Raw genomic sequence first — 26,289 nt, 5'->3', positions numbered from 1 at the left:
TTATGATGGAATCATTAGAAGTCGTTGTGGAGGGTGAATAATATGAATACCTTGTCGGTAGCGGTAAAACTTTACGACAATTATGAACGGTTAGAAGAAGTTAAGCATTATTATGGGCTTCTAGCCATTTATGGTCTGCTTCGAACAGCAGAAGCGGGAGGAGATAATCTACTGATGGAACGCTGTCTTGCTATTTTAAAGCGCTTTCCAGATGAAGTGGACCATCCGCCGTACAACTTTCCGAATTATCGGATTGGTGGAATTGCGAGAGCGTATGCGTTCATGAAAGGTCACGTGCCTGAATCAGCGAATCAGATAAGGGAATATGCGGAGGAACTTATGCAAGCTCCGAGAGATGATAAAGGCATTCTGAAGATGCCCGGCGCTCCAGAGGCAAATCTAATCTGGATCGACGTGGCGATGGCAGCTACTCCCTATCTGCTGTTCTCTGGTATTGGTCTCCGAGAGGAGCGTTATATAGAAGAGGCGGCTAACCAAACGTTTCTTATGATCGAGGAGTTTAGAAATCCCGAGAACGGACTGCTTCATCAATGTAAAAATTTTGTTGGTCCCGGAAGATTCTCCGAGGATCACTGGAGCCGAGGGAACGGCTGGGGGTACATCGCTTTGACCGAGCTGGTACAATATTTGCCCCGTCAATCACCGTACCGGGAACGTGCGGAGCGGGAGTTCAGGGCACTGTCCGAGGCGATGCTGCCTCACCAATCCAAACGTGGTTTCTGGAGACAAGAAATTCCGTTTGAATATTCGTACGAGGAGTCTTCCGGCACAGGGCTGATTCTGTACGGATACGGAGTGGGGTTGCGGCTGGGGCTTCTAGATAAGGAACGCTTCGGAGCTGCATTTGAGCGCGGAATAAATGGGCTATATAGACACGGCGTGACGCCCGAGTTCGACACCGAGCTTAGCTGCCCCGGTAATTTGTGTCCCGGCGAAGGAGAAGAGAAGGGAACCGTGAAGGCTTACGTTACTCTTCCTCTTCCTTATCGCAACGAGCATCATAGCTTCGGCTCGTTCTTACTCGCGTTTTCGGAGGCTTATAGGCATGGATATCACGAGTTAATCACGGAATAGTGAGGACGATAGGGTATACGATTGAGATAAGGAGTGGTCAGTCATGTTGATGTTGACGTCAGAAGAATTGAAAGCAGTAAGAGCCGCCATTCAAGAAGGAGGCAAGCTGGAGCGTCTGTGGCACAATTTGCTGGAGCGGACGGAGCGCCAAATTTGCACACCGGGGCTTGTGCAAGACGGAGATACGGTGGAATGGTGGCATTTGGCATGGGAACGGATTAGCGACGCGGCATTCGTATATGCGGTCGATCGCCATGCCGAAGCGGGACAGTGGCTCCGCGAAGTCGTGCTGGAGCTGCTGGATAAGCCGGGGACGGAATGGCACGGTCCATGGTTCCGGGGCAGGGGCAATCCGCAGCACGGCGTGCTTGAGACGTCCCATGTGGGGCTCGCGATGTGTGCAGCTTATGATCTGGCCGGCGATTTATTTACCAATGAGGAACGTGCAAAGCTCCTCGAAGCGATCCGAGAGCATTGCCAAGAGCCTTGCAAGCGTTCTCTTATTCGGATGAAGGATGATACGGGGAACATCAGCAACTGGTTTATGGTGCTCTTGAACGGCTACGGCACGGCATCGATCATTCTGGAGGATCGCTCTGCGGTCGAAGAAGCACTTGATTTCTACCAGACGGCAACCCGTATGTACAATGGGGACAGCTATGGGGAATCGCTTCAATATTGGAATTATGCGACGCTTCATCTCAGTCATCTGAACGAGATGCTGATTCGGTACGATTCGAAGCTGGCAGAGCGCGCGGATTTCTTATGTTATGTCCGCTGTATTCCTTGGGCTGTACAATCCTTGCTCTACATGAAGCCGCTTGGAAAAGAAGATGATCCTGTGTATCCCCGCTCTGCGAACTTCGGAGACTCGGCGGCTATCTACCGGCCGAGCGCGGACATTCTCCTGCATATCGCCTGCAGGGCAAAGAACGCGGCACCCATGGAGGCGGGTCTCTCCAGATGGCTCTTCGAGCAGACTTATGACCGTCTTGAGCTGGAACGTAATGAGCTGGGCACCTTTGCATTCATCAGTTCCTATCAGTTCATGACGATGGTTCATTACCTCGACGCCGCAGAACCGTTATCTCCGGAGAAGGCTGGGCTTCCGCTGGCTGCCTCGTTCGAGACGGGCAACGTAATTGTCCGAGACGGAAGAACCGCGGAAAGCTCCGTAATTGCCATTCAGGCAGGATATGAACCGCTGCAGGTGACCAGCCATAACCATTATGATCAAGGCTCATTCATTCTGGCGCACAGGAACGAAAGGTTCTTCATTGATCCTGGACATGCATGTTATCGACTAGATGCGCAGGCGAAATCCATCGCGACCGAATCCCATAATACGTGGACCTTCGAGATCGAGGGAAGAAGTGAGCCTATCGCGCAGCGATCCATCGAAGGAGCGAACTTCCGGAATCCCAGCGAACCCCTTGCGCACAGGAAGCTGATTGGAACGATGGACGGTATAACCGTTGTTCGATCCGAGATTGCCGGTGTGTACGGTGATCCGATTCGCAGAGCCGAACGAACCTGGATTACGGCATTTCCGCATCTGTTATTCATCGTGGATCGGATCGTGGCCGATGTCCCGGTAAAGACAAGAGCTCATTTCATGACCAATAACCGTGACAACAAGCTCCAGACCAATCTATATTCCGATACGAAGATTGTGCTCCGGCGCGGCGGCGCGGCGGTCAAGTTTTTCCTCATGGACAGCATCTCGGACGGGGAGGCGTCTGCTTGCAGGCGACATATGTCTTGGGGCCATATGCACCAGTACTATCATCCCCAGCCCAATCAGGACGGACAAGGAAAGGAAGGAAGTGCGGTCCGATTCACCTATGAGAACCAATGCTTCGCAAAGGAGCATGTTATGGTCTACGCGTTCGCTATGGATGGTCTGGAGTCCATTCGAGGCTGGCATATGTACAAGAACGAGGCCGCTCAATACTTTGCTGAACCTCCGGCGCACGAGGGAGGAATTGCGGTCGGGTTCGAGCAACAAGGCCAGATACTGGTAACGGATTATCGTACCAACCTAGCGTACAGGATTAGCGATAAAGATATACAACTTGTATAAGGAGGCTGATAGAAATGGATTTGGAACAATTCGCAGCATCACGGGAGCAGCACGAGATCGTGCAGCTTCCGATTCCGGATAAGGAGCTGTGCGACCGATTCGAGCAGGTATTCACGGCTGCGGTTAATGACGTGCTGAGAGAGCTCGGACTTGTCTATCAGACGTTGCCGAACAGCATATTGCCTTTGAAGGACGAGATGAAAGTGGCAGGAATCGCGTTTACCGTCAAAGGCTCCAAGAATCTGACGTTGACGAGCGAGATGGAGCAACGTGCACAAATGCTGGAGGCGCTTCATGAGGATTCGGTATGCGTCTGGGACACAAGCGGTGATGACGAATCGGCGCAATGGGGCGAAATTATGACGATGGCATCCAAGCGCCGTGGCTGTCGTGGGGCTATTGTAGATGGAGGCGTTCGGGATACGGACAAAGTGCTGGAGCAGGACTTTCCCGTCTTCTGCAAATACAAAACGTCGAACGGCATGCTGGGCCGCTTCCGCATGATCGGTTGGCAAATGCCGGTCAAGCTCGGTGACGTCATGATATTCCCGGGGGATGTCATCCTGGGTGATATCGACGGCGTCATCGTCATTCCGCGCAAGCTGGCATACGATGTGTTGCTCAAGGCGGAATACATCAAGGAGAACGAGAAAGACATTAAGCAGATGATTGTGGACGGACTGACTCCGACCGAAGTCGTAAAGCGCGGCGGTTATTTCTAATTATGAACTTGAAGGGAGTGTACCCGGAATGAAAGCGGCAGTACTGAACGAATGGGAACAGATCCTCTATAAGGAAGTGCCGGAGCCCAAACTCCAGGAAGAAGAAGTTTTAATACGGGTTAAATATGCGGGCGTATGCGGATCAGACGTGACAATCTACAAAGGTAAGCATCCGACCGCCCGCACACCGGTTATACCGGGACATGAATTTGTCGGAGTCATTGAGGAGGTTCGATCCATTAAACGGAACGATCTTCAGCCCGGCGACAGAGTCGTCGTGGAGCCTCTCATCAGCTGCGGCGAATGTGCGGCATGCAGCTCGGGCAACTGGCATGTATGCCGTACGCTCAAGCTGCTGGGTATTCATACCGACGGCGGTTTCGCACAATACGTGAAGGCTCCTGCCGCCAAGGTAATCAAGCTGAAGGATTCCATCAGCGACCGGATTGCCGCATTAACCGAACCTTTCGCCGTTGGTTTCCATGTGAATCAGCGGGCAGGAATCAAAGCTGGCGACAAAGCGCTTATCATCGGAGGAGGTCCGATCGGACTCGTCATCGGCATCGCGGCCAAACGGTGCGGGGCGGAGAAGGTAGTATTTACCGAGCTGAATGATGCTCGAATCGAGATCATTAAGTCCTTTGGATTTGATGCAATTAATCCGAAACGGCAGGATGTTACGGATCTGTCCGCCGAGCTGACAAATGGGGCCGGATATGACGTCGTGTTCGAAGTGTCGGGCTCGCAGGGCGGATTATCCAGCGCGATCGAGCTATGTGCCATCCGTGGGACAGTCGTGCTCGTCGGATTCCCGCACAAGCAACCGGAGATCGATGTTCTAAAGGTGATATTCAAGGAAATAAACGTGGTAGGCAGCCGTGTGTACACATTCCAGGACTTTACACGGACGGTTCGGATGCTCGAAGAAATAGTTGAATCCGGGCAATTCGACTTAGATCGGATCATTAGCGACACGATGCCGATGGAGCAGGCGGAGGAAGCCATTCGGCGTATGATCGCGGGGGACAACTTAGGGAAAATATTGCTCGACTGCAACGTATCGGGAAGAGAAAGGGGATTATAATCATGAAATCGCTTCGGAACAAAGTGGCTGTTATTACCGGCGCTACAGGAGGCATGGGCCGTGCGTTGGCGGAGTCGCTCGCCAACCAAGGCGTCAAGCTTGTTCTGACCTCAACCAACGAGGAGAAGCTTGCCGAACTGAGGATGCAATTGGAAGGCAAAGGCGCGTCGGTTATCGCTGTTCGGGCGGATGTGACGAAGGAGGAGCAGGTAAGGTCGTTGTTCGAGCAGGTAGCGCAGGCGTATGGGCATGCCGATATGCTTGTTAATCTGGCAGGTCTGTCGATTCCGGACAAAATCGAAGCTATGGAGGAAGAGCGATACGACCTGACGATGGATGTGAACGTGAAGGGTACTTTCCTGTGCTGCAAGCATTTTATTCCCGTGGTGAGTCCGGAGAGTGGTGCATCCATTATTAATATAGGCTCCATGGCGGCAAAGCGAGCCAATCCGAACGCGCCGCTCTATTGTACCGCTAAAGCGGCTGTCAATATGTTCTCCCAAGGCCTTGCGATGCAGGTCAAAGAGCAGAATATTCGAGTCACCACGCTTAACCCAGGAGGGGCGGATACCGGCTTCTGGGGCAACAGGCAGGTACCTCGAGAGAAGTTTTTACTCGCGTCCGATGTGGCGGATGTCATTCTATTTGTACTGGCATCGGATACTCGCATCGCGTTTCATGAGATTTCTTTTGAGTCCTTTAATGCCTTATAGCTGGTCTATGTAAGCGGTTCAATGTATACTGAACCAACCCGAACTAAATTGCGTATTACGTCATGCCTTAGAAATAGCCGAGCAGAGCTGCTCGGCTTTCTATTCACAGCTTCTTCTTACGTGCGGTAAGGGGTCGTCAATGAATTGGGAGGAATGTTACTATGTTGGCACAAGAAATAAAGAACCGACTTCGTCAAATTGTTGGTGCGCAGCAATTTCGAGACGATAATGAAGCATTGGTCGCCCATTCTTATGACGGGACCCCGATGCTGCAAAGTTTGCCGGAGGGCGTTATCTATCCGGAAACGACGAAACAGGTGTCCGAGATTATGAGCGTACTGGCTGCTCATCGAATACCGCTTGTTTCGCGAGGCTCCGGTTCTAATCTCTGCGGGGGAACCGTTCCAGTCGAGGGTGGGGTCGTCATGGTTATGCATCGTATGAATCGTATTGTCGATGTGGATTTGGAAAATCTGACGGCAACGGTACAACCAGGCTTAATTACGGCTGAGTTCATTGCACACATTGAGTCACTGGGCCTGTTCTACCCTCCAGACCCGAGCAGTATGCGAATCTCCACGATTGGCGGCAATATTGCCGAGTGCTCAGGGGGCTTGCGAGGCCTGAAATACGGAACGACGAAGGATTATGTCCTCGGTCTAGAGGCCGTTCTTGCGAACGGAGAAATCATCCGTACAGGTGGTAAGCTGATGAAGGATGTGGCAGGTTATGATTTGACGAAACTGCTCATCGGCTCAGAAGGGACTTTGGCTATTATTACGGAAGCAACATTAAAGCTAGTTCCTCCGCCAAAAACGAAGAAAACGATGATTGCGATGTACAAAGATCTATATGGAGCCGCTAGAACGGTATCTCGAATTATCGAATCGCAAATTATACCTGCTACGTTAGAGATCATGGATAATCCTACAATCCGGGTTGTGGACGATTTCGCCAAGTTAGGACTGCCGAGGGATATGGAGGCGATCCTGCTTATTGAACAAGATGGTGAACCAGAAGCGGTGGAACGTGACATTGATCATATTCGCCATATTTGCTTATCGGAGCTTGCCGACCGCGTTACAGTGGCTGAGAGCCGAGAGCATGCGGAGAAGCTAATGACCGCTCGGCGCAGCGCTTTTACGGCCTTAGCCCGCCTGCGACCTACGACAATCCTGGAAGATGCTACGGTTCCACGGTCAAAAATCGCGGATATGGTGCTCAAAATTAATCAAATTGCCCGGAAATACGATGTCTCCATTGCTACATTCGGCCATGCCGGCGATGGGAATCTTCACCCAACGGCAACAACGGATGCCCGTGATAGCGCTGAAGTGCATCGTGTTGAGAAAGCTTTTGAGGAAATTTTCGAAGCAGCGATCGAGCTGGGAGGAACGATTACCGGCGAGCATGGTGTAGGACTCGTCAAAGCACCGTTCCTGGAATGGAAATTAGGGAAGGCGGGCATCGAAGTTATGCGTGGGATCAAACAAGCTTTTGACCCTGATCATATACTCAATCCAGGCAAGATCTTTGCCAAGGAGACGAGAAAAAGAGTGGTGATTCAACGTGAATAATATAAATAACGTAAGCTCAATCCCCCGTAAACCGGATGTACAGCTTACGAGTCCGCTCGCTCAAAGACTCCACCTGAAGCTTGATTACGATCAATTAACGAATTGCATGCGCTGTGGATTTTGTCTGCCGGCTTGTCCAACGTTCCGGGAGACAGGGCTTGAACAGGAATCACCGAGAGGCCGCATCGCCCTAATGAAAGCCGTTGCAGATGGACTTATGAGTCCAGATCAGGCCTTCCAGGACCAGATGAATCATTGTCTCGGCTGCAGGGCTTGTGAACCAGCCTGTCCCGCAGATGTTAAATACGGACAATTAATCGAACAGGCGCGAGATGCTATAGAAGATGAAGTTAAGCATCGTATCCCCGTGAGAGGCTTGCGAAGAACAGTATTTGAAGGGCTTTTTCCACATCGAAAAAGGCTCAAGGTCTTAGGCGGAGCGCTTGGCTTCTATCAGAAATCAGGCCTTCAGAAAATGGCAAGGCATAGCGGAGTGATGCGGATGTTTCCTAAGCACCTTGCCGAGATGGAGAAGGTCTTACCTGAGGCATCTGCTAATGGGGTGGTGGAGCAAATTGGTACGATCTTCCCTGCCAAGGGCGAGACCGTCGCACGTGTCGCCTTGTTCCGCGGATGTATCATGGACGTCCTATTCGCCCAGACGAACGTGAATACGGTAAAACTGTTGTCGGAAGCTGGCTTCGAGGTGGTTATTCCGAATGAGCAGGTTTGTTGCGGTGCGCTTCATGCGCACAGTGGTGAGATGGAGCTGGCTAGAAGTTTGGCTCGCACGAATTTGAGTGTATTTAAAGAAGCCGGAATCGATTATATCGTTTCTAATGCAGGCGGTTGTGGCGCCTTACTTGTTGAATATGACCACTTGCTTCACGAAGATAGCGAACACGCTGAGATGGCCAAATGGTTTGCTTCCCGCGTGATTGATGTCAGTCAGCTGCTCCATGAACACGGCAGAATTCCTGTATTCGCGGAAACGGAAGAACGTACGTCTGGGACGGTGACGATAACCTACCAGGACTCCTGCCACTTACGCAATGTGATGAAGAGTTCAAACGCGCCGAGACAGCTAATGAAGCAGGTCGCAAACGTCAATTTTGTTGAGATGAAAGAAGCGGATCGTTGCTGCGGGTCAGCGGGCATCTACAACGTAACGCAGCCGGAGATGGCGGGAGAAATCTTGTCACATAAGATGGAGCATGCCAATCGTACGGAGGCCCGTTATCTACTCACAAGCAATCCTGGTTGCTTGCTGCAAATGAAGCTAGGGGTCGAGAAGCATGGGGCGGCTGGGGAGATGGAAGTCAAGCATATCGTAGATTTCTTATATGAAAGAATCTGTCATCACGATTAAGGCTTGCGACCAACAATAATAGCGTTTAGAAAAAGCCGAGTGCAGCAGATGCTCGGCTTTTCCCATGCTATGTTTGTGTGCGGTAAAGGGCAGGGTTAGTAGATTAATACCTGGTTCTACCCGTCTCTGACCCCTATTCTGTACTGATAGGGAGTTGTCCCGGCAAACTCGCGGAATCGCTTGCAGAAGTAGGATACGTTGGTGAGGCCTACTTGATGGCATATATCGTAAACCGGGAGATCGCTGTTGCGCAGCAGCCAGCAAGCTTGACGCATGCGTCTGGCATTCAAATAATCGGTAATCGTGGTTCCGGCAGCAGATTGAAACAACCGTGACACGTAATGACGGCTTAAATGCAGTTCTTCACCGAGCTCTTCAAGTCGAAACTCCTTTGCGTAGTTCTCTTCAATCCAGGTCATAATTCTTTCGATGTATGAGATATGGCTAGATTCATGGACTGTCGGTTGATGCTGCTTTTGATTGGGCCATATCGTTTTCGCGTATTGTAAGAAGGACAATACAAACATAACAAAAGGCTCATTACTTCTTTTTGAATCACCAGAAGATAAGTGTGTGTGATAGTGCTCGAACAAATGCTCGAGATAACGCTCTGTACCTAATGGAATGACTTGGGTCGGAAGCTTTGATTTCCATAGTTTGTGAAAAAAAACTCTCAGATCGTGGAAGTGGTGCAAATACGAAAGCATTACAGACGGTTCGAATGAAAGGATGGATCGGGAATACAAGGTTGAACGAGTGGCCTCGATTCGCACGCCATGGAGCTGGTAAGGTTGGAAATAGATCAACGTGTTGGGCGCAATATCGTATATTTTTTGTCCAATTACGGCTTGGCCAATGCCTTCATGAACATATAGAAACTCCATTCCCTCATGAATATGGTATATATTCCAATCCTTCTGATAAGTTTGACTTCGATATAAAAAGTCGAAGGACTTATCCAATGAATTATAGTTGAATCCTAATTCAAGGTGGCTTTTCATCTTGATCTCCTCGACTTGATTTCTATTTATAGCTTGATTGTAACCGTTTTAATTGTTTGTGACAATGTAGCGTTATTTTGTTGCATCTTAAGAACAAGCGGGAGGATAGATTTGAACTATAATGAGGAATAAATAAACATCAAATGGAGGTTATTATGAAACAAGTTCGAGACGAAGGCATTGTAGATAAGAGCAAGTACACGAATCGACCTGCATTATCAAAAGCGCAGTGTGAAGAAGCCATTGCCTATATTTTAACTAAGGTGGATCAGAATCTAGGGACTTTCGCTACCCAATATCCGGCGCCTGCAAGCATTAATCTGGTTTATCCCGCGCTCGATAACATTGAGTGGACGTCTTCATTCTGGACAGGAATGATCTGGCTGGCGTATGAGGTAACGGGAGACTCTAAATACCGTAACATTGCAGAGGTTCAACTTGAAAGCTATAAGCATCGTATCGAAGAGAGAATCAATACTGGAACCCATGACCTCGGATTTCTATACACGTTGTCAAGCGTAGCGGCTTATAAGTTGACAGGCAGTGAAAAGGCGAAAGAGATCAGCTTGAACGCAGCCGATCAGCTTATGGAGCGCTACTTCGAGAAGGCGGGCATTATTCAGGCATGGGGGGGGGCCGACGATCCGGAGAATGGCGGACGTATGATTATCGATTGCTGCATGAACCTGCCGTTATTATATTGGGCTGCCGAGACGACGGGTGATTCCAAGTATTACGATGCCGCTTACCAACATGTGAAACAGGCTGCGAAATACATCGTGCGGGAAGATGCATCGACTTATCATACTTACTTCATGGATATATATACCGGTGAGCCCAAATATGGACGAACGGTTCAAGGTTATTCCGACAACTCTTGTTGGTCGAGAGGGCAAGCTTGGGGCATTTACGGTTTTCCGCTTAGCTACAAATATACGGGGGATGTCCAACTGCTCGATCTGGCCAAGAAAATTGCCCATTACTTCATCAATCGGTTACCGGAAGACCAGGTTTCTTATTGGGATCTCGTCTTTACAGAAGGAGAAGAGGAGAGGGACAGCTCGGCGACAGCCATCGCGGCATGCGGTCTTCTGGAATTGTCCAAATATCTCCCTGTTACGGACGAGCGTAAAGAAGAGTATGAACATGCAGCTATGCTGATGGTTCAGTCCTTGATGAATCATTACACGAGCAAAGAAAAGCCGGAGTCCAACGGCGTACTCCTTCATGCCGTTTATGCGAAGCCGCATGGCAAAGGCATTGACGAATGCAACATATGGGGCGATTACTTTTACTTCGAGGCACTGGTTCGACTCGTGAAAGATTGGAAACCGTACTGGTAATATAGATGGGGGATAAAAAATGAGCCGACAAAAAACAGCCATTTCATCAAATCCGCTGAAGTCGAAAGCGGATATGGTTAAAGCAGTTAATCAGCTATGCGATCCGCTTATCCCTTATTTCAGCGATAGCGGGGCATTATTGGATATTGGGGACACCTATTCTCAAACCTCTCGAAGAGTTGCTCAAATGGAGGGCTGTCTTAGGCCGCTATGGGGACTTGCTCCTTTATATGCGGGGGGAGGAAGTTGGGATGGATGGGAGATTTATATTAGAGGCTTGATAAATGGTTCCGATCCGGGACATGCGGATTATTGGGGCGATATCAGCAGCTATGATCAAAAACAGGTCGAGATTGCCTCAATTGCGCTACTGCTTATTTTAGCACCAGAACACTCATGGAACCGATTGGATGAAGTAGAGCGTATCAGGCTCGCGGATTGGCTGAACCAGACGAATGCCCGTGAAACCGTAGATACCAATTGGCGATTCTTCCGAGTGCTCGTCAATCTGGCACTATATAAAAGGGGATTAAAGGGCGATGCGAAAAAAATGGAGGAGGATCTAAACCGATTAGATCAATTCTATATCTCTGGAGGCTGGTATACGGACGGGGATACGGATCAGATTGACTACTACGTACCGTTTGCCTTTCATTACTATAGCTTGATTTACGCCAAGCAAATGGAGAATGAGGATCCCATTCGAAGCAAGCTATATAAGGAAAGAGCCTCCCTCTTCGCGCGTGATTTTATTTACTGGTTCGGAGAGACTGGAGAGGCCGTTGCTTTTGGACGAAGCATGACTTACCGATTCGCCCAAAGCTGCTTCTGGGGGGCGCTTGCATACGCAGGGGTCGAGGCTTTTCCTTGGGGTGTCGTGAAGGGACTTTTGTTAAGAAATTTGCGATGGTGGTTCAACCAGCCTATCTTTTCACTTGAAGGCATCCTGACGATAGGCTACAGCTATTCTAATCTTAATATGAGCGAGGGATACAACGCACCAGGCTCGCCATATTGGGCGATGAAGTCATTCCTGCCGCTTGCTCTAGCGGACGATCATCCCTTCTGGCAGTCGGAGGAGCTGCCGTTGCCGCACCTTGAACAGAAGTCCGTGCAGCGGGAAGCTCGAATGATCTTGACAAGGGAAAATACGGGGAAACATGTCATTATGTTTCCAGCGGGCCAATATGCGGGCTTCGAGCCTGCGAACAACGTTGCCAAATATGCCAAGTTCGCTTATTCCAATATATACGGATTTAGTGTTTCGAAGGGGAATTACGGGCTAGTCCAAGGGGCATACGATAACTCTCTTGCATTAGCGGAGAAGGATGGACTGTACCGTACGCGCGGGAAATGCGATAAGTTCGAAATCAGCGACTCGTGCGTATATGCCAAGTGGAAGCCCTGGAGAGACGTTGAAGTAGAAACGTGGGTCATCCCAGGCGCTCCTTGGCATGCAAGAGTCCATAAGATCCGAACGGCAAGAGAATTGGATGTGGCAGAGGGAGGTTTTGCATTCCCTAAGGATCAAAACGGACAGGGTCATGCGGACTGGAATACGATTGAAACCGACCACGAAATCGCCGTGTTGCTTCCATGGGGAGGTACGGGAATTAAACGGCTGCTCGGAACAGCAAGGCCGCAAATTATTCACACCGAACCAAACACGAATGTCTGCCACCCGAGTACGTTCTTGCCGACCTTGACGGAAGAATTGTCGCCAGGCGTTCATTGGATGGCAAGCGCTGTGTTCGTCACGCCTTCTCCTCATAGCGAACAGGAATATAATCTGGCTCCCGTTCTTGAAGTGAACGGCTCACAACTTTTATTAAAGGATGGTTTCAGCGGCAGCCTTCTACTACATTTGGACATGCAAACACTCTAACGGATCGGATTATGAGAACCATTAGCTGGACTCTATGTTCAAAAATACTACTGAATTGTAATTAACGCTTTAACGCACAACAGCTATTGCTGGTAATATACCGGCAATAGCTGTTTGCATAATAGTTGCTTTTTCTATAAGAGGTAGGGAGCACACACGTTAGACACCTTGAGCAAGCATTGCATCGGCCACTTTGACAAAACCGGCAATATTGGCACCGATGACCAGGTTACCTGCAAGACCGTACTCCTCGGAAGCGCTCATACACTCGTTATAAATATTGCTCATGATCTGTTGCAGCTTCGCATCGACTTCTTCCATCGTCCAGGACAGCCTTGCGCTATTCTGTGCCATCTCCAAGGCAGATACGGATACGCCGCCTGCATTCGCCGCTTTAGCGGGAGCGAATAAGACGTTGTTCTCGAGGAAGACATCCACAGCTTCGAGTGTAGAAGGCATGTTGGCACCTTCGCCGACGGCTTTCACGCCATTGCGGACAAGTAATTCAGCGGAAGCTTTGTCTATTTCGTTCTGAGTCGCGCATGGCAAGGCGATATCACAAGGAATGGTCCAAATGCCGGAGCAGCCTGCAACATAGACGGCATCCGGATGCTCAAGTACGTAATCCTCACATCTGCGATTCTCTACTTCCTTCAAACGCTTGATCGTATCCAGGTTAATACCTGCTTCATGATAAATATAGCCGCTGGAGTCACTGCATGCGACAACCTTGGCACCTAACTGCATCGCTTTTTCCATGGCATAGATGGAGACGTTTCCTGAGCCTGATACCACGACGCGGCTTCCGTTGAAGCTGAGGTCTGCATTCTGCAGCATCTGCTCCACAAAGTATACGGCTCCGTAGCCGGTGGCTTCTTTACGGCCCAGGCTTCCGCCGTATCCGATTCCTTTGCCGGTTAGAACGCCTGCTTCGTACGCACCGACCAGCCGTTTGTAGTGACCGAACATGTAGCCGATTTCTCTGGCACCGACACCAATGTCGCCGGCAGGAACATCTGTATCCGGTCCAATATGTTTTGACAGCTCGGTCATGAAGCTTTGGCAGAAGCGCATAATTTCGAGGTCGGTTTTTCCTTTAGGATCAAAGTCAGAGCCGCCTTTACCGCCGCCAATCGGTTGACCGGTTAACGAATTTTTGAAGATTTGTTCAAACCCTAAAAATTTGATAATGCTTGCGTTCACCGTGGGATGGAACCGAAGCCCGCCCTTGTAAGGACCGATCGCATTGCTGAATTGGACACGGTATCCTCGGTTCACGTGTACCTTACCATGATCATCTACCCATGGTACACGGAAAGATACGAGCCTGTCCGGTTCGACCAACCGATCCAAGATAGCGTGCTTTACGTACTGCGGATTACGCGCAAGAACAGGGATCAAGGAGATCAGGACTTCTTTGACCGCTTGATGGAATTCCGTTTCACCCGGGTTTCGCTTCTGAATCGTTTCGAATACCTCATTAACGTATTGCTGTGCTGCCTCTGTCTGCCCAGTCGGTGCTTGCTCTACTTCCTTTACTAAACTCATTGTTCCACTCCTTTTGATGTTTGAGAATACATTTGTCGTTTACCTATTTCTCTTTATCTGATTGTAGTTTAATATTAAATTCAACTAATTCATCGATTCAATATATAGATAAGATAAAGTTGATGCGTTTTGCGCATAAGGGAGGAGGAGAATGATGGAGATTAGGCAGATGCGTTACTTTATTGAGGTTGCGAGGCGTGAGCATGTGACCGACGCGGCTAATGCCCTGCACGTTGCCCAATCTTCGGTCAGCAGACAGATCGTTCAGCTGGAAAGCGAGCTTGGAGTGGATCTCTTTATTCGCAAAGGACGGCGAGTGAAGCTAACACCGATCGGGAAAATTTTGCTGGCACGTGTAGAGCAAGTGATGAATATGATCGGTGAGGCGGAACGAGAAGTGAAGGAATATTTGGATCCGGAGAAGGGCGTTGTCCGCATTGCATTCCCGATTAGTTTGGCTGCTCATGTACTGCCCACTGTCATCTATGCCTTCCGTCAGCGGTATCCGGAAGCGAGATTTCAGATGAGACAAGCCCTTTATCGGGATTTGATAGACGGTGTCATTAATGGCGAATTTAATTTGGCTATGATTGCCCCGCTGCCGAGTGAGGATACGCAGATTCGGTCCAAGCTCCTCTTCACGGAGCGCATTGTGGCACTATTGCCGCTTCAGCATCGGCTTGCGGACCGAGCTGCAATTCAATTGTCAGAAATGCAGGATGATGCCTTCGTTACGCTGCCAGAAGGGACCATTTTCAGGGAAATTGTGCTGCAAGCGTGCAGTGAGATCGGGTTTACTCCTCATATTGCCTTCGAAGGGGATGATATCGATGCCCTGAAGGGCTTGGTCTCCGCAGGACTTGGTGTTGCGCTGATGCCCGAAGTCACCTTGGTTGACAGTATTCCGCATTCAACGGTAAAAATTCCTCTCGTTGAGCCTGAGGTAACTCGGACGATCGGTGTCATCATTCCAACGCAGCGTAAATTACTGCCAACAGAGCAGCTGTTTTATCAGTTTCTCTCAGAGTTTTTCGCGTCAGATGGTGAATAGTCGTTAGAATGTACAGTATTCTTCATTTTTACAACAAACAATCCACTAACAAAATCTCAGAAGATTTTGTTAGTGGATTGTTTAGTTCTTAGACATTTAATCTTTTCTTCCAAGCTAAAGAAAATAAACTTGAAGAAATAGAAACAATAAAAATCGCAATTACGATAATGAACACGATATAGTAAGAGCTTGTTATGTCATATAGGTAACTAAATAATGTTGTACCAAATGCGACGCCTAATGTGGAAGCCGACATAATGGTGGTATAGATGGAAGCATAATCACGTCCGCCGAATACTTCACGTATGACCACAGGAGGAAGTAGAGTTGAGCCTGAGAATCCGACTCCGAACAGCAATGCACCGGCATAGAGTATACCTATTCCGAATGAGTCAGAGATAAGTAGTGCAATTACACCAATCATCCCACTGCCGATCCCCACAAACAAAGCCGCCTTTACGCCGAATCTATCATTTATTGCACCTAGTAGAAATTTACCGCCTGTTTGACCAATGGTTACACAAGTTACACCGACTGCAGCCATTGCAGCAGTGAATCCCACCGATTGTACAAAGTTTGGTACGTGGAAGCTGACTGTCGAAGCCAAACCAAAGAGACCTGTAAAGAGCATAACCAAATAGAATGCGGGAGATCTCATTGCAGCACTTTTGGTCACGCCTGTGGCACTTGTTTTTTGTACAGCAGGCTCATGATCTGTGTTTTTCGCTTCATCGGCACCATAAGGTCTCATATTTAATTCCTCGGGCTTCGAACGAATGACAAAAATAGAGAATGGCAGAATTAAAATGGCTACGATCATACCTAAGACGACATAGGTCATGCGCCAGCCAATGGATTCGATGAAGAGGGCTGTGATTTGTGCAAAAACCGCACCGCCAATTCCCATAAATGCCATAGCGATCCCTAATGTGGTTCCAACTTTAGCTTTGAACCAGTTGTTCATGATTAGGGGGATTGAGCCGTAGATTAGGAACGTACTACCAATACCTAAAGCAATACCAGAAAAATAAAATGGGAACACCGAGTTATAAGTACCCATTAAGCCAAAAGCTACAGCATTAACAAGCCCAGCAAGTGTCAACACATAGCGAATATCAAACTTATTTAATATCTTCCCTGCAAAAGGAAGCAGCACGGTAATCGTTAAATACATTAACGATGTGTATAAACTGATCTCGGAAACACCAACTTCAAAATCTTCTGCTACTGCACGGTACAGTAGACCGGCACAGCTGACGATAATTCCTACGCTTGCGGCATAAATTGCAGAACTTGCAATCATGATCCACCAAGCATAATGAAGTTTCCCCTTCTTATTCATATTTCCACCTCATGACAAAGGAGAAGCAAGCACGATTGCTCCTCCTTTAATATTATTGAAAAATTGAAGCGCTTTAATAATTGGAATTATTGAATAGTAAATCCGCCGTCAATTGGAACAGCTACACCACTCATGAATTTGGCTTCGTCCGATGCTAAGAATACCGCCAGATCAGCCACTTGTTCTACTTGTCCAAAAGTACGGGTTGGTACAAGATCTTTAGGAATCCCGGCCAAGACATCTTTAACTAATGGGGTTTCAATTGTTCCTGGGCAAATTGCGTTAATTTTAACACCGTATCTAGCATATTCAGAAGATAGATGCTTGGTATATCCAATAACTCCATGTTTGCTGGCCGTGTAAGCAGCCCCGCCTTTGCCTGCAACAAGACCGGCTACTGAAGCTATATTAACAATCGAGCCCGAACCACGCTCAATCATGCTCGGCAATACCGCATTTGAGAATTCAAATACACTTGTCAGGTTGACATTTAAAAAGAAATTCCATTGATCCAAAGTGGTATCTAACGATGCAGTATATTTGTCAAATACACCTGCATTATTTACTAAGATATCAACGGGTCCAAAGGTGCTTTCTGTTGTTTTTACGCAGTTAATAATATCCTCTGTCTTCATAACGTTCACTGCGACAGCAATAGCATCTCCACCAGATGCTTTAATCTCATCAGCAACGGCCTGAGCACCTTCTAAATTTAAATCCGCGACGACGACTTTTGCACCTTCCTTGGCAAAGCGGATTGCTTCGGCTTGTCCCATACCTGATGCTGCTCCTGTAATCACTGCAACTTTATCCTTCAATCTCATATGAAAAGCCCCCTAAGTTAGTTATGACAAAATTATGAATTTTTTTGGCGAGCAGATCTCATGCACACTAAATAAAATTCATAAATTGTTCACATATTAGTGACATTACTTATTTTAAACGTGTTCATTTATAATATAAAATACATATATTTTATTTCTATATAACTTGCAGTTATAAAAGGTGGATTAAAACTTGGACTTAGTCAAACTGAAATATTTTTATACCACAGCGAAATTAGGGAACATGTCACTAGCCGCTAATGAACTTCTCATTTCACAGCCGGCATTAAGTAAAGCAATCACAAATCTGGAGACTGAGTTAGAAATGGATCTGTTTTTTAGAAATGGCAAACGAATTTCATTAAATGAAAATGGGGAGTTTTTATTACAAAGAGCGGAGCGTATTTTCTCTGAAGTCAGCAATTTAGAACGTTCAATAGAAGAAAGAAGGGGTGAAAGAGGTGGAAGCTTATCTATTGTCACGACCCTGCCATATACTTTCACGAATATTATAGACCTGTTTTTGACTGACTACCCGAATGTGAAATGCCAACAAGTTCCTTTATCTAAAGAAAATTTGCAGCAGTTTATTGAGCATGGGAAATACGATGTATGTATTACGACAGATCGAATTGATCATTCAAATGTGGAATGGGTACCTTTATTTGACGAGGAAGTTTTTTTGACGGTACCTAACTCGTTTGAAGAAACTACAAAAGGGACAATAGATTTGATGGAGTTAGGCGATTTTCCGTTTATCGGGCTTTCGAGTCGATTTAGTTTTCGTCAATTTACCGATCAAGCTTGTAAATCAATAGGATATACGCCGATTTATCAAGTAGAAGTAGAGGAAGCGACAACGATATTACAGCTAGTTAAAAATGGACGAGGGGCAGCATTTACTCCTCAAACCTCAGTTGATTTGTATGAAAATAAGTTGAAGCACTTAACAATTATGAATAGGAATTTTACACGAACGATAGGTTTATTAAGGCATCGATACTCATATCCGACTAAAACATCAACGGCCTTTGTTGCCCATTGTCATCGGTACTTTCACGATATGAAAAATGGATAAATTCAGACCGTCTTTAAAAAGTGAGCAATAAGGCGCCTATTATGGAGATTTCCGTAATAGGCGCCATTTTCTCTTTTTAACAATCAACGCTCTGCATCCATCTTTACCGAATGCTTGGAGTACCAGTCATTCGCTTCCTGAATCACCTCTGTTCCACCGGCTGTCATAAATTCCTGAACAAATTCGTCAAAGTAATTCAGTGGTTTCTCTCCCGTAATAATCGAGATATAGGCCTTGTTTTTTAATTGAACCAGATCAGGTCCTTTATCGGTCAGGGAAGGTGTTGCAACCTCCAAGGCATTGGAGATGCCATCCTGATCCAGGCCCAAGGTAGACGCCCATTGCTCTCTTCGTGTTGCAGGCATGAGGGGCACGGTCATTCCGATGTTAGCGCCGATACTATTCTGATAGCTGAACATCTTGTCATAAGGAGGGAGCACAATGACATCCTCCTGTGAGGCTCCGGCCCATTGCCAATGCTTCCCCTGAACACCATGAATCATGGAAGTATATTCATCCACATCAGGACTTGCGCTGACATAGTCCAGGATCTTCAGAATTTCCTCCATTTTGCCGGGCTCTTTCGCGGCATCTGCACCAATGGCTGTAAAGCTCATCAGCATATCATAAGCTTGGGAGCCCCGCTGTCCATCGGGTCCGCGGAAGGGGCGGCCAAAAGTAATTCGGGCCTGCGGATTTTTGACGTTTAATTCCTTCGCATTAAATGCGGCCTCTACGGGAGTCTCTTCGCCATAAGCATCCAGTGTCATATAATCGCCGTCTTGAATCCAGTGATAATAATTGCCCATGGAGGTCATGCCGATTCTCCCATCAATGAAGGCATGAGAGAGATGCTTGTAGCCTCCTTTATTCTCACCTGTAATAAACTCAGGATCAATGACACCGTCCTGGTACCATTTGCGAAGATACTGCAGTGCTTCTTTCATTTCCGGTTCCAGTGCACCGATGACGAGCTTCCCATCTTTCTTGCCGAAGTAGAGCTGATCTGCGAAGACGATCTGGCCGAAGGCACCGAAGACGACATTCATTCCTTGTCTGGACAAGCCGTAGGTATCCTTCTGACCGTTGCCATCCGGATCTTCGTTCGCAAATGCGTAGATGACTTGTTCGAATTCTTCCAGTGTGTCCGGCACAGGCAGACCAAGCTTGTCGAGCCAGTCCTGGCGATAGACGACCGGCATACGATAAATATTGGTCGGATTGATACCAGGAATACCATAATATTTGCCGTCAATCATTCCATCGTCCTGATAGTCCGGAGCATAGGCTTCGAGAGCCTTCATAATGTTCGGTGCATATTCCTTCAGCATGTCCTCGGGAATTTCTGCGAGCAGTCCTTGCTGCTGATACCTTAGCAGGTCCTGCGGCTGTCTAACCCTGAACAGATCCGGAATTTCGCCTTGGGCGAGCTTTTTATCGAGTAGTGCTTCATAACGGTTGTTCTCGATATTCCAGATGTTCAGATCCACGCTGAACTGATTCTCCACCTGCTGAACCATCTCGGCATCCTCTGGCACCGGCAGATTCAGATGCATCGTCCATGAAATCTGGTAGCGCGGTGAACTCACGGAGGTGGAGGCTTGGGGATCTGCTGGGCCGGACGCGGCATCCGGCTTCATATCACAACCGCTGAGTATGCTGAATAGGGCAATAAGAATAGTAAGAGACATAATGGACTTCATCATCATGTGAAAACCTACCTTAAGCTAAGTTTGATTCTAAACTGACGGCGTTTGTAATAAGCGTTTATCAGGTTTCTCACGTGTTCGTCGGTGAAGCGTGTAGCTTGCTGCTCAGCTCATCTCTACATATGCTCAGCGATGCTGCGCATGTAATTGCGCGGCGTACAGCCGTACGTTTCCTTGAATTTCTTAATAAAATAGGCGGAAGTTCCATAGCCGACCGTACTTGCAACCTGCTCGATCGTCAGGTGGTTACTTTCGATCAGCGTTTTTGCCTTTTCGAGACGCTGGGTGGTGACATACTCGGTGTAGGTGACCCCGAGCTCTTCCTTAAAGAGCCGGCTCAAATACTTCGGACTGATGAACACTTTCGACGCCACGGCATCAAGTGACAGATCCTCCGATAGATGGAGGTCAATATACTGTCTGGCAAGCTCGATGCTGGAAACAGCTCTTTCGCTGCTTCTCTTATCCATCTGGGCAGTGAATGTGACGATGGACTCGGTAATCCAAGCTCGAAATTCATGAATATGATTCAGCTGAAGATACTGCTGATACAGATCGGCATGTTCATCGCCTGGGGGCTTATACCGGATGCTCTTCAGATGATCGGAGTACATAAATACGATATTTGCCAGGATAAAATGGCAATAGTGAGCAGGATATGTTCCCTCCTGCAAAGTCCTGATCAAGGCATCCACTGCTCCGATCATGTCTTCCGACTGCCGATTCTGCAGCTTATCTCGGAACCTGCCCAGCAATGACTGAGGGATCTCTTCGACACTATTTTCTCGTGCGAGAATCAGACGGTCCTTCAATATAGTCTGCTCCGGCAGGAAGTAACCATATTTCATCAGCGTCACCGCCTCGCTATAGCTGCGGTGTATATCCTTCATCTTCTGTACCCAGCAGCCCCAGGATACATGAATATCTCGATAAAACTGGCTTCTGCCAGAAGACAACAGCAGATCGGATATCTGTTCAAGCAGTGAATCACCCGCACTATTCGTGCATACGATGACCACCACTTTATTGTCAGGCAGCTCCTCAGCAATCACATAGCGCTCATGCAGGGAGGCAGCATTCAGCTCGTTCACGATAGGATAGGCAAATGTCTCCTTGGCGTGGTCAGGATTATAGCCGGCTTCCCCCAGATTCAGCAGCAGGCAGCAGTAATGCGTATAAGGCTGAGGGATACCGAGAAAAGGCAGCTCTTCTGTCAATTCTTCAGGGGTGTAGGCGTTTCGAAGTATGTTAAGCACCACATTATGCTTAATGACGGAGCTGTTTGCATTTAGCGTCTCTTCCAGACTGCTGACCTTGTTACTAAGCTTACTAAAGGCCGTATCAATAAGGCTGTATTCATTCTGAATCTGATCAGGCGCATGATCTGTAGATTCCTTGATCTTGTTTACGATGCGCTTGATTGGATTGTAGCTGGCCAGTGCCAATATTCCGGATAAAATAGTGCCAAGCAGAATGGCAAACAGGCAGATGCCGACAATCAGCTTCTGAATAAATTCTGACGGTGCATAAAAGGTGCTGGCGGGCACTGCGCTGTAAATCTTCCAGCCGGTCGTCTCAAGCGTTTGATAGGAAACAACATAGTCGGTGTGATGGATCGTTTCCTTGAAGCTTCCCGACGGGGTCTCAGACATAAGCGCCCTGCGTACCCCCGAATCATAATCCCGATAGACACCGATGCTTCCCTTGCTTACATCGCTTATCGTCATTCCCGACGAATCCAGAGTATAGGTATCCTTGTACTGTGAGGGCATCATACGCTGAATGATGGAGCTGACGGCGCTTTCCTTCACATCGATGGCAATCAGAAGGTCGCTATTTTGTCCTGAGGACTGAACGGGATAGCTGTGTACATATGTAAATAGGGCACTCGCATTGCTGTCCGGCTGACTGGAGTAGATATCCTGAGGAACCAGCCGGGTCGCTGTCCATAGACTGCTGTCCTTGCTCGCTCGCATGCCGTTGATCCAGTCTGCAAAATATACAGAGCCGCTGCCCTGATCGGCGTTATAATTCAGCCCATGGTTTGAAGACAGCATGATCTGTTCTTCTGGATAGTAGAGATGAACCGCATGCACCAGATCCGAATTGTTCGTTACCTTGGACTTGATCAGCTCCTGCAGGTCAATGACCTTACTGAGATGGCTGGTGTAGGAAGAATCGGCAAATAAACGAAGATCTGCGCTCTTATCGAGAGAGATGTCGAGATAGATCTGTTCGACTCTCTTCAGTACGTTAGATTCAATCGTTTGGGCTGTGTTTTGCATCATAATTCTGTTTTTGCTATGAAGCTCTTCCTTATAATTGTTCGTGAAAAATACATAGAAGGCAGAGCACAGTAACAGAACGATGACAAGAACGATGGATACATGAGAAATGGCCAGGTTTGCAAATACAGAATTCCGCTTTTTCAAATCAACTCTCCTCCCACTCTCGAGCATAACCGATGTAAGGGACAGGCTTCGACCGAAACATTCGCGATTTGTATTAACAGAATGTAAAATTACAGCTTCGAAAATACAAAAATGTCCAACCTGGCTTGGAATTATCCCATTTTTATAGAAGGTGGAAATTATCATATTGCTGTGTGCTGGAGCCTAATGCTAGATTGAGATCGATTCATACGTTACAGGCGAAGGACGGTGTTGCTCATCCATTGCTGGGACTGAATTAAGTTCAAAATAAAATCCACGAAGACCAGGAGGTTAAAAAAATGAATTTAAAATCCAAATGGCTGCGCAGCCTGCTGCCGGCACTAGTATTGTTCACTTCGATTCCTATGGCTTCACAGCCAGTGGCTGCGGCGGAAGCAGAGATCCAGACAGGCTCATTCAATGTGCTCAGTTATAATGTAGGAGGTCTGCCTGATATTTTCTCAAGCTCCAATCCGGCAGAATATACGGTGCAGATCTCTCCGAAACTGAATGCGTACGATATTATCAACGTTCAGGAGGATTTCAACTATCATGCTGAGCTGATCTCTGAGGTGACACATCCGTATCTCACACCAAGCAGCGGGGTCGCGGGTTTTGGAAGCGGGCTGAACAGCTTGTCCAGATATCCCTATCGGGATCTGCAGCGAATCACTTGGAATGATCGCCATGGTCTGTTTGACAGTGGAAGTGACGAGCTGACGCCAAAAGGGTTTACGTTCATGACCTATGAGATTGAACCTGGTGTCAAGATTGATGTGTATAATCTGCACGCTGATGCGGGCTCGGACGCACAGTCTCTTGCTGCACGGCGCAGCAACATAGAGCAGTTGTCGAATTATATAGAGCAGCATTCGGAAGGGAATGCCGTGATCGTCTTTGGCGATACGAATACGAGATACACCCGTGCAGACGATAATATCGAACTCTTGATGACGCGTAACGGATTAAGCGATCCGTGGGTAGATCTGGTGCGGGGCGGTGAGATTCCGGCAGACGGGGAAGCACTGATGGATGAGTCTGATGTGAACGGACCTAACTTCGAAATCGTGGACAAAATTTTGTACCGTGGCAGCAGTGCGCTTCAATTAAATGCGGAGTCCTTCCGGATTGAAGACACTTACTTCTTAACGAGCACGGGAGAGCAGTTGTCTGACCACTATCCGATTACCGCTGAGTTTGCCTATTCCACTTCTCCAGATGTGCAGATCAGCTCAAGCATCGGAGGATCGGGAGGAATCGGATTTAACGACCTGGATCAGATCCCGGATTCCCGAATGAGCTCTGTTACGATTCACAGCGGCAGCAGAGTGGATGGTGTGTCCACCGTGTATGAGGATGGAACTGTACTTGCGCATGGCGGAACGGCAACGGCGAACACCCTTAATCTGGCGGCGAATGAATATTTGACCCAGGCTGTTATTGGTCAAGGCACGCGAAGCGGTGGGAAGCGGATCTTTTATGTGCAGCTTACGACGAACCTAGGGAATACCGTATCTGGTGGACAGGCTACTTCAGAACAGATAGTACTTAGTGCTCCAGATGGCTGGTATATTGCCGGTTTTTATGGAAGAGCAGGGGATGAGCTGGATCAGCTAGGTGTCATATACAAACCCCTGTCTCCAAGATAATAGGGCATTGAAATAGAAACGGACTCCTATCCAATACAGGCACTAAGGCCCCTCATCATTTAAGGTGAGGGGTTATTACGATTTGATCTTTTTTAGAGCATATTGCTTAGAGTTTGCAACTTTCTTCATATATTGGGGCCGATTCTGTCTCCAGTCACGGATGGGGTCTTGTATCGAAGATTTAGTATGAAAGGAATTCGGGGAGTTATCCTTCTCTTATTAGCCTATCTGTTGCTGGGTGCGGCCTGTGGTATTATTGTCAGCATGTTCTTTGGACAAATGAGTTTCATGAGTGGATTCATTCGTACTTCTATGATATGTGCTGTGGTCTTTCTGTTCTTTCAAATGGTGCTTCAAGCCATCTTCTATAAACGAGAGTATTCGGGCACCTAATCGTCTTCTCTTATATTCAGTCCGCCGCCAGCAATTTCTTAAAGAGGTGACAGAAGCTGCTTTATGGAGGAATGGCCATCGTCACAGGTTCTACGAAGGATGAGGTAAAGCATAAAGTAGACAGCAGACTTGAGGAGGTTATCGCTGCTTTTTTTGAAGAACATAAATGGAGCAGCTAGGCAGGACAGTAGAAGTGAGGTATAGTATAAATTGTAAATAAGCTTTTTCTTACTCAAAATCTCGCATATCAAGCTCACTTATAATAAAACATATGTTGTTAACAGCCTGGAGGATCAGAAATGAATCTTTCAGGCTTTTTTTGAGCAGTATATACAGCAGGAAGTTATGTTTCTTTGCAGTGATCCATATTAATGGATAGAATGTAGGCGTCGCGAAAGGCCGAAGAGGTGTGGGCTAAATGCAATCTAAATTTTATTTAATTACTTACTTGACAACACATAATATAATTAATACAATAACTTACGTAAAGTAACTTAATGCATCTTTTGCTCATAGCAAAATGAAATACAGGTGGTGTAGAAAATGGGTTTTATGGATCGATTATTTGGAAAAGAAACTAAGGAGGAAGAGAAAATGACAAAATTGAACATCGGTATTATTCTGGGAAGTACACGGGAAGGACGCGTAAGTCCGCAAGTAGGAGAATGGGTAAAGTCTATTGCTGATAAGCGTGGAGATGCAAATTATGAGATCGTCGATATTGCGGACTACAAATTGCCGTTCCTCGGCACTACAGACGGCTCAGAGCCAGGCATTGCTGCATGGAACGAGAAGCTGAACAGTCTGGACGGATTTGTATTCATCGTGCAGGAGTACAATCACAGTATTACAGGAGCACTGAAGAACGCGATTGACTTTGCTCGTGAAGCATGGAATAACAAGGCTGCCGGAATTGTGAGCTATGGCTCAACGGGCGGAGCACGTGCAGCAGAGCATCTGCGTGGGATCCTTGGGGAGTTATTAGTTGCCGACGTACGCGTGCATCCAACATTGTCCCTGTTCACTGATTTCGAGAACGGAACGGTGTTTAAGCCACAGGAGCTGCATTTGACGAATGTGAATGCCATGCTGGATCAAACGGTGGCTTGGAGCGGAGCACTAAAAACACTGAGATAAGCAAAAAGCCTGAGCCTGATTGAAAAGGCAAGTTGCCAGGCACATGAATACAGCAATACAAAACTATAAACGCAGATATCTTCTAATGACAGGACGCCGCTGTAAGGCACTGACAGAAGATATCTGCGTTTTTTTATATGCACATCGATTCAAGGATTTCCTAAATGTGTATCTATTTTAAAATATAGGACGCAGGACATGGGCGTAAGGAGTGATTGAGTCCTGCTCTAAATCACCCTACAATAAATTGAAGC

20 protein-coding genes are annotated in these 26,289 nt (G+C 47.6%); 14 read left to right on the top strand and 6 right to left on the bottom strand.

The window, feature by feature from the left end:
• Positions 1–42: 42 nt before the first annotated feature.
• The 7 genes from BK126_RS22285 (at position 43) to BK126_RS22255 (ending at position 8,643) form a co-directional block, all read left to right on the top strand.
• Positions 43–1,095 carry a glycoside hydrolase family 88 protein gene (locus BK126_RS22285; RefSeq protein WP_076314745.1) on the top strand — a complete coding sequence of 351 codons (1,053 nt, stop codon included), beginning with the start codon at positions 43–45 and terminating at the stop codon, positions 1,093–1,095.
• Positions 1,096–1,138: 43 nt separating this feature from the next.
• Complete coding sequence (locus BK126_RS22280) at positions 1,139–3,178, top strand: heparinase II/III domain-containing protein (protein WP_076314744.1); 2,040 nt, start codon at positions 1,139–1,141, stop codon at positions 3,176–3,178.
• A gap of 14 nt (positions 3,179–3,192) precedes the next feature.
• On the top strand, positions 3,193–3,900 hold the full coding sequence (locus BK126_RS22275) for an RraA family protein (RefSeq protein WP_076314743.1): 708 nt from the start codon (positions 3,193–3,195) through the stop codon (positions 3,898–3,900).
• 28 nt (positions 3,901–3,928) lie between these two features.
• Positions 3,929–4,984: a zinc-dependent alcohol dehydrogenase gene (locus tag BK126_RS22270; protein WP_076314742.1), complete on the top strand. Its 1,056-nt coding sequence runs from the start codon at positions 3,929–3,931 to the stop codon at positions 4,982–4,984.
• A 2-nt stretch (positions 4,985–4,986) separates the two neighbouring features.
• Entirely contained in the window at positions 4,987–5,697 is a 711-nt protein-coding gene (locus BK126_RS22265; protein ID WP_076314741.1) for an SDR family NAD(P)-dependent oxidoreductase, read from the top strand.
• Between the two features lie 161 nt (positions 5,698–5,858).
• Positions 5,859–7,274 carry an FAD-linked oxidase C-terminal domain-containing protein gene (locus BK126_RS22260; protein WP_076314740.1) on the top strand — a complete coding sequence of 472 codons (1,416 nt, stop codon included), beginning with the start codon at positions 5,859–5,861 and terminating at the stop codon, positions 7,272–7,274.
• Position 7,275: 1 nt separating this feature from the next.
• Positions 7,276–8,643, top strand: coding sequence for a (Fe-S)-binding protein (locus BK126_RS22255; protein ID WP_076314943.1), 1,368 nt, complete (start codon positions 7,276–7,278; stop codon positions 8,641–8,643).
• A gap of 116 nt (positions 8,644–8,759) precedes the next feature.
• Here BK126_RS22255 and BK126_RS22250 read toward each other — a convergent pair whose 3' ends face one another.
• Positions 8,760–9,644 (bottom strand): AraC family transcriptional regulator, encoded by an 885-nt coding sequence (locus BK126_RS22250; RefSeq protein ID WP_076314739.1) that lies wholly within the window; start codon positions 9,642–9,644, stop codon positions 8,760–8,762.
• Between the two features lie 155 nt (positions 9,645–9,799).
• Here BK126_RS22250 and BK126_RS22245 point away from each other — a divergent pair, with 155 nt between their 5' ends.
• Entirely contained in the window at positions 9,800–10,987 is a 1,188-nt protein-coding gene (locus BK126_RS22245; RefSeq protein WP_076314738.1) for a glycoside hydrolase family 88 protein, read from the top strand.
• Between the two features lie 19 nt (positions 10,988–11,006).
• A complete protein-coding gene (locus BK126_RS22240) occupies positions 11,007–12,872 on the top strand; it encodes a DUF2264 domain-containing protein (protein ID WP_076314737.1) in 1,866 nt (621 codons plus the stop codon).
• A 159-nt stretch (positions 12,873–13,031) separates the two neighbouring features.
• Here the strand turns inward: BK126_RS22240 and gdhA are convergent, their stop codons facing one another.
• Entirely contained in the window at positions 13,032–14,420 is a 1,389-nt protein-coding gene (gdhA, locus tag BK126_RS22235) for an NADP-specific glutamate dehydrogenase (RefSeq protein WP_076314736.1), read from the bottom strand.
• A 154-nt stretch (positions 14,421–14,574) separates the two neighbouring features.
• Here gdhA and gltC point away from each other — a divergent pair, with 154 nt between their 5' ends.
• A complete protein-coding gene (gene gltC, locus BK126_RS22230; RefSeq protein WP_076314735.1) occupies positions 14,575–15,471 on the top strand; it encodes a glutamate biosynthesis transcriptional regulator GltC in 897 nt (298 codons plus the stop codon).
• Positions 15,472–15,559: 88 nt separating this feature from the next.
• Here the strand turns inward: gltC and BK126_RS22225 are convergent, their stop codons facing one another.
• Together BK126_RS22225 and BK126_RS22220 are read right to left on the bottom strand one after the other, a co-directional pair.
• Complete coding sequence (locus tag BK126_RS22225) at positions 15,560–16,813, bottom strand: MFS transporter (RefSeq protein ID WP_076314734.1); 1,254 nt, start codon at positions 16,811–16,813, stop codon at positions 15,560–15,562.
• Positions 16,814–16,899: 86 nt separating this feature from the next.
• Positions 16,900–17,637 (bottom strand): SDR family NAD(P)-dependent oxidoreductase, encoded by a 738-nt coding sequence (locus BK126_RS22220; RefSeq protein WP_076314733.1) that lies wholly within the window; start codon positions 17,635–17,637, stop codon positions 16,900–16,902.
• A gap of 193 nt (positions 17,638–17,830) precedes the next feature.
• On the opposite strand from BK126_RS22220, the gene BK126_RS22215 reads away from it, so the two are divergent.
• Positions 17,831–18,715 (top strand): LysR family transcriptional regulator, encoded by an 885-nt coding sequence (locus BK126_RS22215; protein WP_076314732.1) that lies wholly within the window; start codon positions 17,831–17,833, stop codon positions 18,713–18,715.
• Between the two features lie 83 nt (positions 18,716–18,798).
• Here BK126_RS22215 and BK126_RS22210 read toward each other — a convergent pair whose 3' ends face one another.
• The gene (locus BK126_RS22210; protein WP_076314731.1) at positions 18,799–20,424 is read right to left on the bottom strand and encodes an extracellular solute-binding protein; all 1,626 of its coding nucleotides are present in this window, start codon (positions 20,422–20,424) and stop codon (positions 18,799–18,801) included.
• A gap of 116 nt (positions 20,425–20,540) precedes the next feature.
• Positions 20,541–22,856 (bottom strand): AraC family transcriptional regulator, encoded by a 2,316-nt coding sequence (locus tag BK126_RS22205; protein WP_083656088.1) that lies wholly within the window; start codon positions 22,854–22,856, stop codon positions 20,541–20,543.
• A gap of 299 nt (positions 22,857–23,155) precedes the next feature.
• Between BK126_RS22205 and BK126_RS22200 the strand changes: the two genes are divergently transcribed.
• From BK126_RS22200 to BK126_RS22190, 3 genes are all read left to right on the top strand, one after another.
• Positions 23,156–24,505 (top strand): jacalin-like lectin, encoded by a 1,350-nt coding sequence (locus tag BK126_RS22200; RefSeq protein WP_179085586.1) that lies wholly within the window; start codon positions 23,156–23,158, stop codon positions 24,503–24,505.
• Between the two features lie 186 nt (positions 24,506–24,691).
• Positions 24,692–24,898, top strand: coding sequence for a hypothetical protein (locus BK126_RS22195; protein WP_076314729.1), 207 nt, complete (start codon positions 24,692–24,694; stop codon positions 24,896–24,898).
• A 543-nt stretch (positions 24,899–25,441) separates the two neighbouring features.
• On the top strand, positions 25,442–26,035 hold the full coding sequence (locus BK126_RS22190) for an NADPH-dependent FMN reductase (protein WP_076314728.1): 594 nt from the start codon (positions 25,442–25,444) through the stop codon (positions 26,033–26,035).
• Positions 26,036–26,289: the final 254 nt, after the last annotated feature.

Source organism: Paenibacillus sp. FSL H7-0326, from assembly GCF_001955535.1.
Classification (GTDB): domain Bacteria; phylum Bacillota; class Bacilli; order Paenibacillales; family Paenibacillaceae; genus Paenibacillus; species Paenibacillus shunpengii.
The sequence above is the reverse complement of the archived record's forward strand: the minus strand, read 5'-3'. Positions and strand labels throughout refer to the sequence as shown.